General features: G+C 54.1%; 15 protein-coding genes and 1 pseudogene. 3 read left to right on the top strand and 13 right to left on the bottom strand.

The features are described from left to right. Positions 1-24: 24 nt before the first annotated feature. The 6 genes from odhB to sdhC all read right to left on the bottom strand — a co-directional run bounded on the left by odhB (position 25) and on the right by sdhC (position 7,573). Positions 25-1,248, bottom strand: coding sequence for a 2-oxoglutarate dehydrogenase complex dihydrolipoyllysine-residue succinyltransferase (gene odhB / locus OGY68_RS08045; RefSeq protein WP_003022925.1), 1,224 nt, complete (start codon positions 1,246-1,248; stop codon positions 25-27). 14 nt (positions 1,249-1,262) lie between these two features. Beyond that, a complete protein-coding gene (gene sucA / locus OGY68_RS08040; RefSeq protein ID WP_003831411.1) occupies positions 1,263-4,064 on the bottom strand; it encodes a 2-oxoglutarate dehydrogenase E1 component in 2,802 nt (933 codons plus the stop codon). Positions 4,065-4,329: 265 nt separating this feature from the next. Continuing rightward, complete coding sequence (sdhB, locus tag OGY68_RS08035; protein ID WP_003022921.1) at positions 4,330-5,046, bottom strand: succinate dehydrogenase iron-sulfur subunit SdhB; 717 nt, start codon at positions 5,044-5,046, stop codon at positions 4,330-4,332. Positions 5,047-5,061: 15 nt separating this feature from the next. After that, positions 5,062-6,828, bottom strand: coding sequence for a succinate dehydrogenase flavoprotein subunit (gene sdhA / locus OGY68_RS08030; RefSeq protein WP_003831409.1), 1,767 nt, complete (start codon positions 6,826-6,828; stop codon positions 5,062-5,064). Beyond that, a complete protein-coding gene (sdhD, locus tag OGY68_RS08025; protein ID WP_003831408.1) occupies positions 6,828-7,175 on the bottom strand; it encodes a succinate dehydrogenase membrane anchor subunit in 348 nt (115 codons plus the stop codon). The genes sdhA and sdhD overlap by 1 nt, the downstream gene beginning before the upstream one ends. Further along, positions 7,169-7,573 carry a succinate dehydrogenase cytochrome b556 subunit gene (gene sdhC, locus OGY68_RS08020; protein WP_003831406.1) on the bottom strand — a complete coding sequence of 135 codons (405 nt, stop codon included), beginning with the start codon at positions 7,571-7,573 and terminating at the stop codon, positions 7,169-7,171. The genes sdhD and sdhC overlap by 7 nt, the downstream gene beginning before the upstream one ends. Before the next feature lie 383 nt (positions 7,574-7,956). On the opposite strand from sdhC, the pseudogene OGY68_RS08015 reads away from it, so the two are divergent. The 3 genes and pseudogenes from OGY68_RS08015 to OGY68_RS08005 all read left to right on the top strand — a co-directional run bounded on the left by OGY68_RS08015 (position 7,957) and on the right by OGY68_RS08005 (position 10,776). Next, positions 7,957-8,067, top strand: a pseudogene (locus tag OGY68_RS08015) (hypothetical protein). A gap of 203 nt (positions 8,068-8,270) precedes the next feature. Then, entirely contained in the window at positions 8,271-9,554 is a 1,284-nt protein-coding gene (locus OGY68_RS08010) for a citrate synthase (protein ID WP_008784136.1), read from the top strand. A gap of 175 nt (positions 9,555-9,729) precedes the next feature. After that, the gene (locus OGY68_RS08005; RefSeq protein ID WP_057067727.1) at positions 9,730-10,776 is read left to right on the top strand and encodes an AbrB family transcriptional regulator; all 1,047 of its coding nucleotides are present in this window, start codon (positions 9,730-9,732) and stop codon (positions 10,774-10,776) included. On the opposite strand, the gene nei is transcribed toward OGY68_RS08005, so the two are convergent. Genes nei through pxpB form a run of 7 tightly spaced genes read right to left on the bottom strand, consistent with a single transcriptional unit; the run spans position 10,773 to position 16,309 of the window. Beyond that, positions 10,773-11,564: an endonuclease VIII gene (gene nei, locus OGY68_RS08000; RefSeq protein ID WP_057067726.1), complete on the bottom strand. Its 792-nt coding sequence runs from the start codon at positions 11,562-11,564 to the stop codon at positions 10,773-10,775. The two genes, OGY68_RS08005 and nei, sit on opposite strands and share 4 nt — an antisense overlap. A 14-nt stretch (positions 11,565-11,578) precedes the next feature. Continuing rightward, the gene (gene pcp, locus OGY68_RS07995) at positions 11,579-12,223 is read right to left on the bottom strand and encodes a pyroglutamyl-peptidase I (protein ID WP_057067725.1); all 645 of its coding nucleotides are present in this window, start codon (positions 12,221-12,223) and stop codon (positions 11,579-11,581) included. A gap of 9 nt (positions 12,224-12,232) precedes the next feature. After that, positions 12,233-13,228: a DUF979 domain-containing protein gene (locus OGY68_RS07990; protein ID WP_032942722.1), complete on the bottom strand. Its 996-nt coding sequence runs from the start codon at positions 13,226-13,228 to the stop codon at positions 12,233-12,235. Continuing rightward, positions 13,225-13,947 (bottom strand): DUF969 domain-containing protein, encoded by a 723-nt coding sequence (locus tag OGY68_RS07985; protein WP_003831395.1) that lies wholly within the window; start codon positions 13,945-13,947, stop codon positions 13,225-13,227. Before OGY68_RS07985 ends, OGY68_RS07990 begins: the two co-directional genes overlap by 4 nt. Positions 13,948-14,002: 55 nt before the next feature. Further along, positions 14,003-14,737: a 5-oxoprolinase subunit PxpA gene (gene pxpA / locus OGY68_RS07980; protein WP_057067724.1), complete on the bottom strand. Its 735-nt coding sequence runs from the start codon at positions 14,735-14,737 to the stop codon at positions 14,003-14,005. Continuing rightward, positions 14,727-15,659: a 5-oxoprolinase subunit PxpC gene (gene pxpC / locus OGY68_RS07975; RefSeq protein WP_057067723.1), complete on the bottom strand. Its 933-nt coding sequence runs from the start codon at positions 15,657-15,659 to the stop codon at positions 14,727-14,729. The genes pxpA and pxpC overlap by 11 nt, the downstream gene beginning before the upstream one ends. Further along, entirely contained in the window at positions 15,653-16,309 is a 657-nt protein-coding gene (pxpB, locus tag OGY68_RS07970; protein ID WP_003831391.1) for a 5-oxoprolinase subunit PxpB, read from the bottom strand. The genes pxpC and pxpB overlap by 7 nt, the downstream gene beginning before the upstream one ends. Positions 16,310-16,316: the final 7 nt, after the last annotated feature.

The raw sequence follows: 16,316 nt of genomic DNA, 5'->3' as shown, positions 1-16,316 counted from the left end.
CGGGGCAGGTGATACTCTTATTAACTACACGTCCAGCAGCAGACGCGTTGGATCTTCCAGCAACTCTTTAATGGTTACCAGGAAGCCTACTGACTCACGACCATCGATCAGACGGTGGTCATAAGACAGCGCCAGATACATCATCGGCAGGATTTCAACCTTGCCGTCTACCGCCATCGGACGATCTTTGATGGCATGCATACCCAGGATGGCGCTCTGCGGTGGGTTGATGATCGGCGTAGACATCAGGGAACCGAACACACCACCGTTAGTGATGGTGAAGTTACCACCCGTCAGATCTTCGACCGTCAACTTGCCGTCGCGACCTTTAACTGCCAGTTCTTTAATATTCTTCTCAATGTCAGCCATACCCAGCAGATCCACATCACGCAGGACCGGCGTGACCAGGCCACGCGGCGTGGAGACCGCCATGCTGACATCAAAGTAGTTGTGGTAAACCACGTCATCGCCGTCGATGGACGCGTTCACTTCCGGATAGCGTTTCAGCGCTTCAACAACCGCTTTCACGTAGAAAGACATAAAGCCCAGACGGATACCGTGGCGTTTCTCGAACGCATCACCGTATTGCTTACGCAGGTCCATGATTGGCTTCATGTTGACTTCGTTGAACGTGGTCAGCATGGCGGTGGAATTTTTCGCTTCCAGCAGACGCTCGGCTACGCGTTTGCGCAGACGGGTCATCGGAACACGTTTTTCGCCACGCGCGCCCAGTTGAGCCTGCGGTGCAGGTGCTGCAGCCGGCGCTTTTGCTTCGGCTTTCGCAGCCGGAGCTTTCGCCAGATGTTTTTCAACATCTTCACGGGTGATACGACCGCCGACACCGGTGCCGTTGATAGCGCTGGCTTCGAGGTTATGCTCACCCAGCAGGCGACGGATCGCCGGGCTCAGGGCATCGTTGTTCTGCTCAGCAAGAGACGCCTGCTGGCGCTGTGCCGGAGTAGAATCTTTCTCTTCAGACTTAGCACTGGTTTCTTTACCGGTGCTGTTGCCTTCACGCAGGCGACCGAGGATCTGGCGAGAAGTGACGGTTGTCCCTTCATCTTCCAGAACCGCATCAAGAATACCGTCCGCTGATGCCGGTACTTCCAGTACCACTTTGTCAGTTTCGATTTCTACCAGTACTTCATCACGACGTACTGCATCGCCCGGTTTTTTGTGCCAGGTTGCAACCGTTGCATCCGCTACGGATTCAGGCAGGTCGGGAACAAGAATATCTACGCTACTCATTATTTATCCTTTATTTAATCGACGTTCAGCGCGTCATTTACCAGATCTTGTTGCTGCTTCTGGTGAACGGACATATACCCTACTGCCGGAGAGGCAGAGGCCGGGCGACCTGCATAACGCAGAGCTGACCCAAATGGAATTACTTCACGGAAATGATGCTGGCTGCAGTACCATGCGCCCTGGTTGAGCGGCTCTTCCTGGCACCAGACAAAATCATGTACGTGAGCAAATGGTTTCAGCGCTTCCTGCACCGCTTTATGCGGGAACGGATAGAGCTGTTCGATGCGCACAATGGCGACATCTTTTTGGTCGTTCTTGCGGCGTTGCTCCAGCAGGTCGTAATAAACCTTACCAGAACACATCACGACGCGCTTCACGCCTTTAGGATCAAGTTCATCTACTTCGCCAATGGCTGGCAGGAAAGTACCATTTGCCAGTTCGTCCAGCGTAGACACCGCCAGCGGATGACGCAGCAGCGACTTCGGTGACATCACCACCAGCGGACGACGCATACCGCGCAGCGCCTGACGACGCAGCATGTGATAAACCTGCGCCGGGGTAGACGGGACGCAAACCTGCATGTTTTGCTCAGCGCAAAGTTGCAGATAACGTTCCAGACGCGCGGAGGAGTGTTCCGGACCCTGACCTTCATAGCCGTGCGGCAGCAGCATAACCAGACCGCACATACGGCCCCATTTCTGCTCGCCGGAAGAGATGAACTGGTCGATAACGACCTGTGCACCGTTAGCGAAGTCGCCGAACTGTGCTTCCCAGATGGTTAGCGTGCGCGGTTCTGCTGTGGCATAACCGTACTCGAACGCCAGCACGGCTTCTTCAGACAGCACGGAGTCCCATACGCGGAAGGTGCCCTGTCCGTTATGCACATGCTGCAGCGGCGTGTAGGTTGAACCGTTCGCCTGGTTATGAATCACCGCGTGACGGTGGAAGAAGGTTCCGCGACCGGAGTCTTCACCCGACAGACGGACCGGAATGCCTTCGTCAACCAGCGTGGCGTAAGCCAGATTCTCTGCACCACCCCAGTCAAACAGCTTCTCGCCTGCGGCCATGGCCTGACGGTCGCCGTAAATCTTGGCAACACGCGACTGCATTTCAACCGCTTCAGGTACAGTGCTGATGCGTTTTGCCAGCTCCTGCAGACGCTTCATCTCAACTTTGTTCGGGTAGTTTTCATCCCACTCGTGGTTGAGGTACGGCGACCAGGTGAAGGAGTGCATGTTCATTGGACGCCACTCTTTCACTACGCATTCGCCAGCATCCAGCGCGTCACGGTACAGATTGACCATCTCGGTCGCATCTTCCAGCGTGGCGACCTTGTCCGCTTCCAGCTTATCAGCGTAGATTTTGCGCGGGGTCGGGTGCTTTTTGATTTTCTGATACATCAGCGGCTGGGTTGCGCTCGGCTCGTCGGCTTCGTTGTGGCCGTGACGGCGGTAGCACACCAGATCGATGAAGACATCGCGTTTAAAGGTATTACGGAAATCCAGCGCCAGGCGGGTCACGAAAGCGACCGCTTCCGGGTCATCCGCGTTCACGTGGAAAATCGGCGCCTGAACCATCTTACCGATGTCGGTACAGTACGGTGTAGAACGCGCATCCAGCGGGTTAGACGTAGTGAAGCCCACCTGGTTGTTGATAACGATGCGAACGGTACCGCCCACTTCGTAACCACGCGCTTTCGACATGTTCAGGGTTTCCTGAACCACGCCCTGCCCGGTAACTGCCGCATCACCGTGAATGGTGATTGGCAGGACTTTATTGCTGCTCGGCTCGTCCAGACGATCCAGACGTGCACGTACAGAACCGATAACCACCGGGCTAACGATTTCCAGGTGCGACGGGTTAAACGCCAGCGCCAGGTGCACCAGGCCGCCTTCGGTTTCGATATCTGATGAGAAGCCCATGTGGTACTTCACGTCACCGGTGCCGAGATGTTCTTTATGTTTGCCCGCAAATTCGTCGAACAGTTCCTGCGGGCGTTTGCCCAGTACGTTAACCAGAACGTTCAGACGACCACGGTGCGCCATGCCCAGTACCACTTCACGGGTACCGCTGTTACCGGCGTGGCGGATCATCTCTTTGAGCATAGGGATTAACGCATCGCCGCCTTCCAGCGAGAAGCGTTTCGCGCCCGGGAACTTAGCGCCCAGGTAGCGTTCCAGACCTTCTGCTGCGGTCAGTTCACTGAGGAAGCGTTTCTTCTCTTCGCTACTGAATGCGGCACGGCCAGACTCGATACGCTGCTGAAGCCAACGTTTTTCTTCGGTGCTGGTGATGTGCATATACTCGGCGCCAATTGGGCCGCAGTAGGTTTGTTTCAGCGCAACAACCAGGTCGCTCAGCTTCATCGTGTCTTTGCCGCCGGCAAAAGAACCTACGTTAAAGCTTTCCTGGAAATCCGCATCGGTCAGATCGTGGAAAGACGGGTCCAGATCGGCCACATTTTCTTGCTGCCACAGTCCCAGCGGATCAAGATTCGCATGCTGATGACCGCGGAAACGATAGGCGTTAATGAGCTGCAGGACTTTAACCTGCTTCACATTGGCATCAGGGTCGGAAATAGAAGAAGAGTAACGTGGGGTAATCAACGCCTGTCGACGGAAATAATCACGTGTTTTTGAGTGAAGTTGATCCGGTTTGACTCCGGTACCAGGTAACTGCTGGAACGTCGAACGCCAGTTAGCATCTACCGAGTCAGGGTCGGTTAAGAAGTCTTCATAGAGCTGTTCTATCCAGCTCTGGTTCGAGCCAGAGAGGTAAGAAGAGTCCAACCAGGCTTTCAAAGCGCTGTTCTGCATCGTGATCCCTTAAGCATTTGTATGCTTACTTCGCCGTGGATACTACCACGCACACCGATGTGCGTGCCGGGGTTCACTTGTTGCGGACTGTCGTGTCATCTGCGTCCGCTAAGGAACCTTTAAAAACTGTCTAATAATGTGGCAGTTTTTAGAGGTTTCCTGCACTTAAATTGCCTGATGGCGCTTCGCTAATCAGGCCTACAAGGTACGTAACCCGTAGGCCGGATAAGACGCTACGTCGCCATCCGGCAACCACTACAGCTACTTACGCACTACGTTTGAGCAGCATCGACTTAATATGGCCAATGGCGCGCGTCGGGTTTAGTCCTTTCGGACATACGCTGACGCAGTTCATGATGCTATGGCAGCGGAATACGCTGAAAGCGTCACTTAAACCTTCCAGGCGGCTGTCGGTCTCGGTATCGCGGCTATCAATTAAGAAGCGATACGCTGCCAGCAGGCCTGCCGGGCCAATAAACTTGTCCGGGTTCCACCAGAATGATGGGCAGGACGTTGAGCAGCATGCACACAAAATACATTCATACAGCCCATCGAGCTTCTCACGCTGCTCTGGCATTTGTAAATGCTCACGAGCTGGCGGATTTTTCCCATTATTCAACAAGTAAGGCTTAATCTTCTCATACTGTGCGTAGAATTGCCCCATGTCTACCACCAAATCGCGCACAACCGGTAAACCCGGTAGCGGGCGAATGACAATTTTTTTGCCCGGCTGATTCAGCGCAGAAATAGGAGTGATACAGGCCAGTCCATTTTTGCCGTTCATGTTCAGACCGTCGGAGCCACAAACCCCTTCACGGCAGGAGCGACGAAACGACAGCGACGGATCTTTTTCTTTCAGCTGCATCAAGGCATCCAGCAGCATCATGTCGCGCCCTTCTTCCGCCTCCAGGGTGTAATCCTGCATGCGCGGAGCGTCGTCAACATCCGGGTTATAGCGATAAACTGAAAACTCGAGTTTCATTGTCCTGTCTCCGCATTAATAAGTACGAATCTTCGGCGGGAATGCCGGGCGCAGCTTCGGTTCCATATTGACTTGACGTCGCGTCATGGATTCCGACTCTGGCAGGTACAGGGAATGGCACAGCCAGTTTTCATCATCACGTTCCGGGAAGTCGAAGCGGCTATGCGCACCACGGCTTTCGGTACGGAAGTTTGCAGATACTGCAGTGGCGTACGCGGTCTCCATCAGGTTATCCAACTCCAGACACTCAACGCGCTGGGTGTTGAACTCGCTGGAGGTATCGTCCAGACGGGCATTTTTCAGGCGTTCGCGGATCGCTTTCAGCTCTTCCAGACCTTTCGCCATCGCATCGCCTTCGCGGAATACCGAGAAGTTGTGCTGCATACATTCTTGCAGCGCTTTGCGAATCGCCACCGGGTCTTCACCGTTACGGTTACCGTTCCAGCGGTTCAGACGCGCCAGAGAAGCGTCGATTTCATCTTCGGTCGCATCCAGCAGGTCACCCTGCTCAGCGATGGACTCCTGCAGATGCAGACCAACCGCACGACCAAATACTACCAGGTCCAGCAGCGAGTTGCCGCCCAGACGGTTGGCGCCGTGAACCGACACGCAGGCGATTTCGCCGACGGCAAACAGCCCTGGGATCACCACATCTTCGCCCTGCTCATTCACGGTCAGTGCCTGACCGGTTACTTTGGTCGGAATACCGCCCATCATATAGTGGCAGGTTGGGATAACCGGAATCGGCTCTTTGACCGGGTCAACGTGAGCAAAGGTACGAGACAGTTCGAGAATGCCCGGCAGACGGGATTCCAGCACTTCTTTACCCAGGTGGTCGAGTTTCAGTTTGGCGTGCGGACCCCACGGGCCGTCGCAGCCGCGACCTTCGCGGATTTCGATCATGATGGAACGCGCCACCACGTCACGACCCGCCAGGTCTTTCGCATTCGGGGCATAACGCTCCATGAAGCGCTCGCCGTGTTTGTTCAGCAGGTAGCCACCTTCACCACGGCAGCCTTCTGTTACCAGAACGCCTGCACCGGCGATACCGGTTGGGTGGAACTGCCACATCTCCATATCCTGCACCGGCACGCCAGCGCGGATAGCCATACCAACACCGTCACCGGTATTGATGTGGGCATTAGTGGTGGACTGATAAATACGGCCAGCACCACCGGTCGCCAGCACGGTCGCACGGGCTTTGAAGTAAACCACTTCACCGGTTTCGATACACAGCGCGGTACAACCGACAACGGCGCCATCGGCGTTTTTCACCAGGTCCAGCGCATACCACTCGGAGAAGATGGTGGTATGGTTTTTCAGGTTCTGCTGATACAGCGTGTGCAATAGTGCATGACCGGTACGGTCGGCCGCTGCCGCAGTACGTGCCGCCTGCTCGCCGCCGAAGTTCTTCGACTGTCCGCCAAACGGACGTTGATAAATTGTGCCATTGTCGAGGCGAGAGAACGGCAGCCCCATGTGGTCCAGCTCCAGAATCGCTTCCGGACCGGTTTTACACATATATTCAATAGCGTCCTGGTCACCAATGTAGTCCGACCCTTTAACGGTGTCGTACATGTGCCATTCCCAGTTATCTTCATGGGTATTACCGAGCGCAACGGTGATGCCACCCTGCGCGGATACGGTATGGGAACGGGTTGGGAACACTTTGGAGAGCAGCGCACAGGTCTGACCGCTCTGGGAAATTTGCAGCGCCGCGCGCATACCTGCGCCGCCGGCACCAATCACAACAGCATCAAATTCTCTGACTGGCAGTTTCATTACACACCCCACACCACAACAAATCCATAAATGACGTAAACCACCAGCGCAACAACGATAGCCAGTTGCAGAATCAGGCGCACAGCCAGAGGTTTAACGTAGTCGGTCAACACCTGCCACATGCCGATCCAGGCATGAATCAAGATGGAGAAAAGTGCCAGCAGGGTGAAGACTTTGGTGAATGCCGATGAGAAGAAACCGGTCCAGACTTCATACGTCAGCTCGCCGCTGGTGGCGAAGAAACCGACCATATAGATGATGTATAACGTCAGAACGATAGCGGTAGCACGGACCAGAATGAAGTCATGTACGCCGTTGCGTCCTAATGCGGAGGCGTTGCTTACCATACGAGGACTCCTGCGAGAAGTGAAAGCACGACAATGATAACGAAACAAATTTTGGCGGAGCGTGTCCCTGCTTCGAGGGTTTCTTCGATATAGCCAAAATCCATCAACAGATGGCGAATGCCCATTACGGCGTGATATGCCAGCGCAATCAGGATCCCCCACAGAATTAACTCCACAAAGAAGTTATTCATAATGGATGACGCGGTGAGGAAACCTTCAGGGGAGGAAAGGCTGGTACCCAATAACCACAACAGAATCCCGACCGCCACAAAGGTGATCACTCCGGATACGCGATGGAGAATGGACGCTATCGCCGTGATTGGGAACCGGATCGTTTGCAGATCCAGATTGACAGGTCTTTGTTTTTTCACATTTCTTATCATGAATAACGCCCACATGCTGTTCTTATTATTCCCTTTAGACTTCGGGTACAGAAGATGAAGACACCTGTAGCCTGAAAGACGACGGGATTTCCTTCCTCCGGTCTGCGTGCGGGTCAGACAGCGTCCTTACTATAACTACGCGTCATATAAAACACTGCTTCCAGATGCTAAAACGACACGTTACAACGCTGGTTGGCTCGGGATTGCAGGGTATTCCGGAGACCTGGCGGCAGTATAGGACGTTCACAAAATCATTACAATTAACCTACATATAGTTTGTCGGGTTTTATCCCGAACAGTGACATAGGTCACGATAACAACATTATTTTAATTTTTAATCATCTGATTTGACAATCATTAAACAAAGTTGTTACAAACGACACCAGAAAAAGCATATAATGCGTAAAAGTTATGGGGTCACTCTTTCACCGGAGATTTAGTTATGTAACAGTGTGGAAGTATTGACCAATACCTTCAGGACAGTTATTAGTGATAGACAGGTTAAATAATTCGGATTGCTAAGTTCTTGATTTGCAGTTTATTCGCCATGAAAAGACCGTTTTACCTGCAAGCGCCCATAGCTCTGTACCCAGGTCATCCCCTCTTTCGCAGAGCGGCGAGCCAAATAACAAACTGGTAACGGTTTATTGATGCACGAAGGCAAATTTAAGTTCCGGCAGTCTTAAGCAATAAGGCGCTAAGGAGACCGTAAATGGCTGATACTAAAGCAAAACTCACTCTAAATGGTGACGCTGCTATTGAACTGGATGTGCTGAAAGGTACGCTCGGTCAAGATGTTATTGATATTCGTAGCCTCGGCTCAAAAGGGATGTTTACTTTTGACCCAGGTTTCACCTCTACCGCATCCTGCGAATCCAAAATTACTTTCATCGACGGTGACGAAGGTATTTTGCTGCATCGCGGCTTCCCGATTGACCAACTGGCGACAGAGTCCAACTATCTGGAAGTGTGTTATATCCTGCTGTACGGCGAAAAACCGACGCAGGAAGAATACGACGAGTTCAAAACCACAGTCACTCGCCATACCATGATCCACGAGCAGATCACCCGTCTGTTCCACGGTTTCCGCCGCGACTCTCACCCGATGGCCGTTATGTGCGGTGTTACCGGAGCGCTGGCAGCGTTCTATCATGACTCGCTGGATGTAAACAACGCACGTCACCGTGAAATCGCCGCCTTCCGCCTGCTGTCCAAAATGCCAACCATGGCAGCGATGTGCTACAAATATTCCATCGGGCAGCCGTTCGTGTACCCACGTAACGATCTCTCCTACGCCGGTAACTTCCTGAACATGATGTTCTCTACGCCGTGCGAAAAATACGAAGTGAATCCGATTCTGGAACGCGCAATGGACCGTATCTTAATCCTGCACGCTGACCACGAACAGAACGCCTCAACCTCTACCGTACGTACCGCGGGCTCTTCTGGCGCTAACCCGTTTGCCTGCATCGCGGCTGGTATCGCTTCCCTGTGGGGACCGGCACACGGCGGCGCAAACGAAGCTGCGCTGAAAATGCTGGAAGAAATCAGCTCTGTTAAACACATTCCGGAATTTGTTCGCCGCGCGAAAGACAAGAATGATTCCTTCCGCCTGATGGGCTTTGGTCACCGTGTTTATAAAAACTATGACCCGCGCGCTACCGTCATGCGTGAAACCTGCCACGAAGTGCTGAAAGAACTGGGTACCAAAGATGATCTGCTGGAAGTGGCGATGGAACTTGAGCACATTGCGCTCAACGACCCGTACTTCATTGAGAAGAAACTCTACCCGAACGTAGACTTCTACTCCGGCATCATCCTGAAAGCGATGGGTATTCCGTCCTCCATGTTCACCGTGATCTTCGCCATGGCACGTACCGTTGGCTGGATTGCACACTGGAACGAAATGCACACCGACGGCATGAAAATCGCGCGTCCGCGTCAGCTGTACACCGGTTACGACAAGCGCGATTTTAAGTCTGATATTAAGCGTTAATTGTCTGCCGGATGGCGCTAGCGCTTGTCCGGCTTAAAGTTATAAACGCTCCCAGGCCGGATAAAGCAGTGATGCCTGTGTCCGGCCTGTTTTTATTTGATCCACATTATTTTATTCTTATCGTGCTTTCTCTATGATTTACTGAGATTTCTCACATTTTACTCAGGAGCATGGGATGCCTGTTTTGCAGTGGAGCCTGTTGTTTGTGCTATCGCTCCTTCTTTCCCTGCTCTTTCTGTTTATCCATCTTCCAGGCCCCTTGCTGCTCGGTTCGATGATCGTCGGCATCATCTTCAGTATGCGCGGCATCTCGCTGCACCCTCCTCGCTGCACATTTCTTGGCGCACAGGCGATTCTCGGCTGTATGATTGCCCAAAATCTGACTGGTTCAATCTTTACAACCCTTGCAGCCCACTGGCCGATGGTGATTGTTATCCTGCTGGCAACCCTTATCAGCAGCGCGATAATCGGCTGGCTGCTGGTTCGCTATAGTAATCTACCGGGGAATACCGGTGCGTGGGGCTCGTCACCAGGCGGTGCAGCGGCAATGGTCGCAATGGCCCAGGATTATGGCGCCGACATCCGGCTGGTGGCGTTTATGCAGTATCTGCGCGTACTGTTGGTGGTCGGCGCGGCAGCGCTGGTCACTCGGCTGGTGATGGGCGACCAGGCCCAAACAATCAGTGAACAAATCATCTGGTTTCCGCCGCTAAGCGGCAATCTTTTCAGCACTCTGATGCTGGCCGCCGTTGCCGGCACGGCTGGACGCCTACTGCGTATTCCCTCTGGCGTTATGCTATTGCCAATGCTGGTGGGTGCCATGCTGAATGCAAGCGGAGTGATGGTGATTGAACTGCCGGAATGGCTACTGGCTATAGCCTACATGTCAATTGGCTGGCAAATCGGTCTTGGCTTTGACAAGCAGATCTTTTTGATGGCATTACGACCACTGCCACAGATCCTGTTGTCCATTTTTTCACTGATGGCGATCTGCGCAGCCATGGCCTGGGGACTGGCGCATTACATGCAGATCGACTTTCTCACTGCCTATCTGGCAACCAGTCCTGGAGGAGTGGATTCTGTTGCGGTGATCGCCGCAGGAAGCCACGCTGATATGGCGCTCATCATGGCGATGCAAACCCTGCGACTGTTCAGCATTTTGTTAACTGGCCCCGCAGTCGCGCGGTTTATTTCGGTGCACGCACCAAAACAACCCGCTTAGTGCTGACAACCCGGGCACCAGTAAAAGGGGCGCGAAGAGAGCATCGTTTTCTCGATTATTCCACCACAACGCTCACAGGTTTCGCCGTCCCGATGAAAGACCTTGAAGCGAAACAACGCACCGTGATGTTTATTCTCATCGACCAGGCCGCGGGTAGTATAAGACAACCGCGGAATATCAAGCAGCGCATGTGCCAGTTGATCCAGTTGCTCATCACTAAGCTGCGACGCTTTATGCTGCCCGGTCAACCCAACCTGCCAAAGGATCTCTACCCGCAGGTAGTTACCTAACCCCGCCAGAAACGCCTGGTCCAGTAGCAGACCAGAAAACTGGCGATTGCGAAATCGCGGAGATAACAGACGCGCTTTAACCTCATCGGGCGTTAAACGTAAATCCAGTACATCCGGCCCTACCCGTTGCAGGAACGGGTGGGTGGTGAGCTGTTCTGGCGTCAGCATTTCGATATCAGACGCACTATAGAGCAGGATAGTTTTGTCGTGTGTCTGCAGCCTGACGCGCAGTACCCGCGAAGTTTGCGGAATTTTGCCTGTATCAACCACTCGCCACACGCCATAGAGCTGATTGTGACTGTACAGCGTCAGGCCATTAGAAAAATGGGTCAGTAATGCTTTCCCTCGCGTTTCAAGCTGGGTAACACGTTGCCCAATCAGTTGAGATTGATACGGTTTTAACTGCTCAAAGGCAAACCAGACATCCGTCAGGGGTTTGCCTTTGACTGCCGCCTCCAGGTTATCCGCCGCGCGGCGGATCTCCGGGCCTTCAGGCATAATACTGTCCTTTGTTAATGTGTTGCGCCGCCCGTCACTGCGATATCGCTTTCCACCTGCAAAGCGGTGGCAATCGCAATCTCCAGCGCACGGCGCACCGTTTCTGTCGCCATACTTGGCGCCCCGGGATGCTGTGCAGCCTGTTGCGGCAAATAAGGGATATGAATAAAGCCGCCCTTCACCGCCGGTACGTCGCGTAGTTTATGCAGCAGGCCATACATCACGTGGTTACACACGAAAGTACCCGCAGTCTGGGAAACCGAGGCAGGAATTCCCGCGTTGCGCATGGCGACAATCATCGCTTTAATCGGCAACGAACTAAACCATGCCGCCGGGCCATCGACCACAATCGGCACATCGACCGGCTGTTGCCCCTGGTTATCCGCAATACGCGCATCGTCAACGTTAATTGCCACGCGTTCCACGGTGATATCCGTGCGACCACCCGCCTGCCCCACCGCCAGCACCAGTGATGGCGACAACGCGTCAATCGCGGCGTTGAGTACAGCGAGAGACTCGCCAAAGACACACGGTAGTTGGCGGGCTATTACGCGGCATCCGCCGATAATAGCATTGTCGAGGCTCGAGACCACTTCCCAGGAAGGGTTAACTGACTCGCCGCCAAAGGGTTCAAATCCCGTGATGAGTACTGTTTTCATCCTTCCTCCTTACAGGAACATCAGGAAATACATCAGGAACACGTTGACCAGCAGCAGCAGTATGCCGGTTGGCACCTGCGCTTTAATCACCGCATTTTTGTCCGGTAGTTCCAGCAACGCTGCAGGAACAATATTAAAGTTCGCCGCCATCGGCGTCATCAGCGTCCCACAATAGCCGGAGAACATACCAATCGCCGCCATTACCGCTGGGTTGCCGCCGTGTTGCAGTACGAGGATTGGAATACCAATCCCAGCGGTCACGATCGGGAAAGCAGCAAACGCATTACCCATAACCATGGTCAGCAATGCCATGCCGATGGTGTACACCGCCACCGCGATAAAGCGACTATCCACCGCCAGATATTCCTGCGTCAGGTATGAAATGCCGCTACCGACACCCGCCGCTGTAAACAGCAGCCCAAGCGTAGCCAGAATCTGCGGCAGAATGAACGCCCAGCCAATGGAGTCCAGCAGACGGCGTGCCTCCTGAATCGGTTGATGCACCCGCTCATGGGTCATTTTTATCGCCATCGCCAGACCAATCAACGAGCCCGCTGTCATTGAAAAGAGTGTTACCAGCGTGGCGTGATTACCCGGCCCGAACAGCGCATCCTGTAAGCCCGGAATATGGTTGAACATCAGTACGCCAATGACCGTTACCACCGGGATCGCTAATGCCGGGAAAAACAGGCGGTTGCCCAGGCGGCTGGCGCTTTCTTCGCGTTGTTGCTGCGTGCGTTGATGGTAGCTTCCCAGCTTCACACCGCCAAAACCCGCGATCAGGGCCAGCACAACCACCGCAACGCCGACGGCAATATGCACTGCGCGTTTATCGCCAAACAGCGAGTATGTCCAGTCACCAAGCAGAAACAGTACGCCATATATGCCCCAAAACAGGCCTGTGGTGAAACGGCGCGGGTTTGCTTTGTCCTGCCAGGACATCAGCGCCACAATCAGTAATACCGCACCTGCCAGCCAGTAGAGATAGCTTTGTTGAAAATTCATTTCGCTTCCCCTTTCGCTGCGGCATTCGCTTTCGCCACTTCACGTTGCAAATAGCTATCCAGACGCCACAAACGCGTGCCGTGGATCAGGAAAGCACAAATTGCCGTCGGGATCCCCCACAAGGCGATATGCAGCGGTTCGGTCTGGATCCCACCAGACTCCAGCATAAAGTTGTGCATGAATATGATCGCGCCGAAGGCAACAAAGATATCTTCACCGAAAAACAGCCCGACGTTATCGGTCGCCGCTGACATTGCGCGCAGGCGATAGCGAACCGCGCCGGGTATCTCGCCGTGATTTTTCTCGGCGGCCCCTTCCGCCATTGGCGCCAGCAGCGGGCGCACCATCTGCGGATGCCCGCCCAGACTGGTCAGCCCTAACGCAGCGGTCGCTTCGCGAATGAACAGATAGACAATAAGCAGACGGCCACTGGTGGCACTGCGGATTTTCGCAATCCACGCCTGAGCGCGCTCTTTGAGCCCGTGACGTTCCAGCAGGCCAATAACCGCCAACGGGATCAGCAGGATAAACGGCAGGTTGCGGGTGTTAAGAAAACCTTCACCCAGCTTCTCGAGGATGGTGGCGATCGGCATATGCGCCGCCAGTCCCGTGACGATCCCGGCAATAATAACCACCAATACCGGATTAAAACGTAAAAGAAATCCGACCACGATGACGGCGATCCCCGTCAATGGCCAGAGAGAAATTACCTCTCCCATAATTCATTCCCGTATATGTTGTTGTGTAATATATTGTTGTTTTGTATGGTAAATCTTATGCACCAATTTCAATATTGCATGCATTAAAGGCGCTACGCAAGCGACGGGCAAAAGCGAGTGCGTGCTCGCCATCCCCATGAATGCATACCGTCTGGGCGGTCACGCTTGCCCATGTTCCACTTTGGCTTTTTACTCTACCGGATTGCACCATTTCTAACGTTTGCGCCAGCGCCTGCTCTTCATCCTCAATCAGTGCGCCCGGCTGGCTGCGAGGTACCAGACTGCCATCGGCCTGATAACCCCGATCGGCAAAAACCTCCTGACGCGTTATCAAGCCATAGTGTTCTCCAGCGCGAATCAGTTCGCTTCCCGCCAGCCCGACCAGAACCAGCGACGGATCGCAGGCATGAACCGCTTTCGCAATCGCATCGGCCAATTGAGGATCTTTCGCCGCCTGGTTATAGAGCATGCCATGCGGTTTGACATGGCGCATCACGCCACCTTCTGCCCGCGTGATGGCAGCCAGCGCGCCAATTTGATACAGCGTCTGTGCATACACCGTTTGCGCAGGCAGGGTCATGGCGCTACGACCAAAATTTTCCCGATCCGGAAAGCTGGGGTGCGCGCCTACCGCCACACCATTTTTTAACGCATCACGCACGCTTGAGAGCATAGTTTGCGCATCGCCGGCGTGAAACCCACAGGCGATGTTGGCCGATGACACCAATTGCAGCAACGCTGCATCGTTCGCACATCCCTCACCGAGGTCTGCATTGAGATCAATTTTCATTGTTAAGTCGCCATGCTAACTGTTCCAGATAACGCTGCTGGTCGTACCGCGCCTTCAGCGCTTCCTCCAGCGAACACTGCACAAAATGAATCGGCTGACCGAGCGGGATCTGCGCCAGATGATACATATCTGCCTCGATAATACAGGCGATGCGCGGATAGCCACCCGTCGTCTGAGCATCGTTCATCAGCACGATTGGCTGGCCATTATGCGGAACCTGCACCACGCCGGGGAGCAAACCATGCGACAGCAGCTCGCGATCGGTCGTGCGCGTCAGCGGCTGCCCCTGAAGACGATACCCCATACGGTTACTTTGCGGGCTAAGCTGCCACGGCGAGCGCCAGAAAGAGGCCTGCGATACCTCATCAAACTCCTGATATTCAGGGCCGGGCAGTGCGCGAATGAGATTACCCCACATCAGTTGTTTTACACCTTGTGGCCCGCTGAATTGCCGGGTAGATATGCCAATCGCCAGTCGATCGCCATCACGCAGCAGACGCCCTTCAAACCCACCAATGCCCACTTTCAGATCGGTACTACGCGAGCCCATCACTTCGGGAACATCGATACCGCCCGCTACCGCCAGATAACTGCGCATGCCATGAAGAGGACGTTTTAGCGTCAGACGCTGCCCGGCTTTTACCGGTAACCGCCATCCGCTCCATACGGGAGTTCGATCCAGATGCGCTTCGCATCCGGCACCGGTCAGCGCAAACCAGCCATCGGCTTCAAACTCCACCACCAGTTGCCCCAGCGTGATTTCCAGCGCTGCGGCATTCGCATCATTACCCACCAGCAGGTTAGCCACGTTCAGCGCCGGTTTATCCAGCGCGCCACAGTGACTAATTCCGGATTGACGAAAACTATGGCGTCCCCCGTCCTGTACTGAGGTGTACATGCCAGCGCGGATGATGTTTAACATATCCCCTCCTTCTGCGGGACAAAACGCACAGTATCGCCAGCCCGTAACAGAATCGGCTCCTCCCGTTTTGGATCAAATAACGAAACGGAGGTACGCCCAATCAATTGCCATCCACCGGGTGTGGCAAGCGGGTAGATCCCCGTTTGAGATCCACCGATACCGACAGAACCTGCCGGAACAAGCAAACGCGGTTCCGCACGTCTGGGGGTATGCAGCTGTTCAGGTAAGCTCCCGAGATAGGGAAATCCCGGCTGAAAACCGATAAACCACACCACATAGTCAACTGACGCATGAAGTTCGACGACCTGCTTGTCGCTTAATCCACTGTGTCGGGCGACCTCTGCCAGATCGGGGCCAAACTCACCACCATAGGTCACAGGTATTTCAATAAAACGTGAATCCGGCTCTAGTGCTTCGCTCTCTTCCCACCAGCGTTGCAGGCGTTCAATCGCATCCAGCGCCAGTGTTTGCGGGTCGCGCAGGGTAACCGTGATATTGTTCATTCCCGGAATAGCTTCAAGCACATTCGGGGCGTCAACTAAACGCTGAGCCAGACGCCAGATGCGTTTCTGAGTCGCCAGCGTGATGGGGGGCTCCAGTTCAAGAACCACCGCCGTTTCACCTAACAGATAACAACGCGCTCGCTGCACTTTCATC

The sequence above is a fragment of the Citrobacter sp. Cpo065 genome (assembly GCF_030332805.1).
Lineage (GTDB): Bacteria > Pseudomonadota > Gammaproteobacteria > Enterobacterales > Enterobacteriaceae > Citrobacter > Citrobacter portucalensis.
Note: the sequence above shows the minus strand (reverse complement) of the source record. Positions and strands in the feature narration are given on the sequence as shown.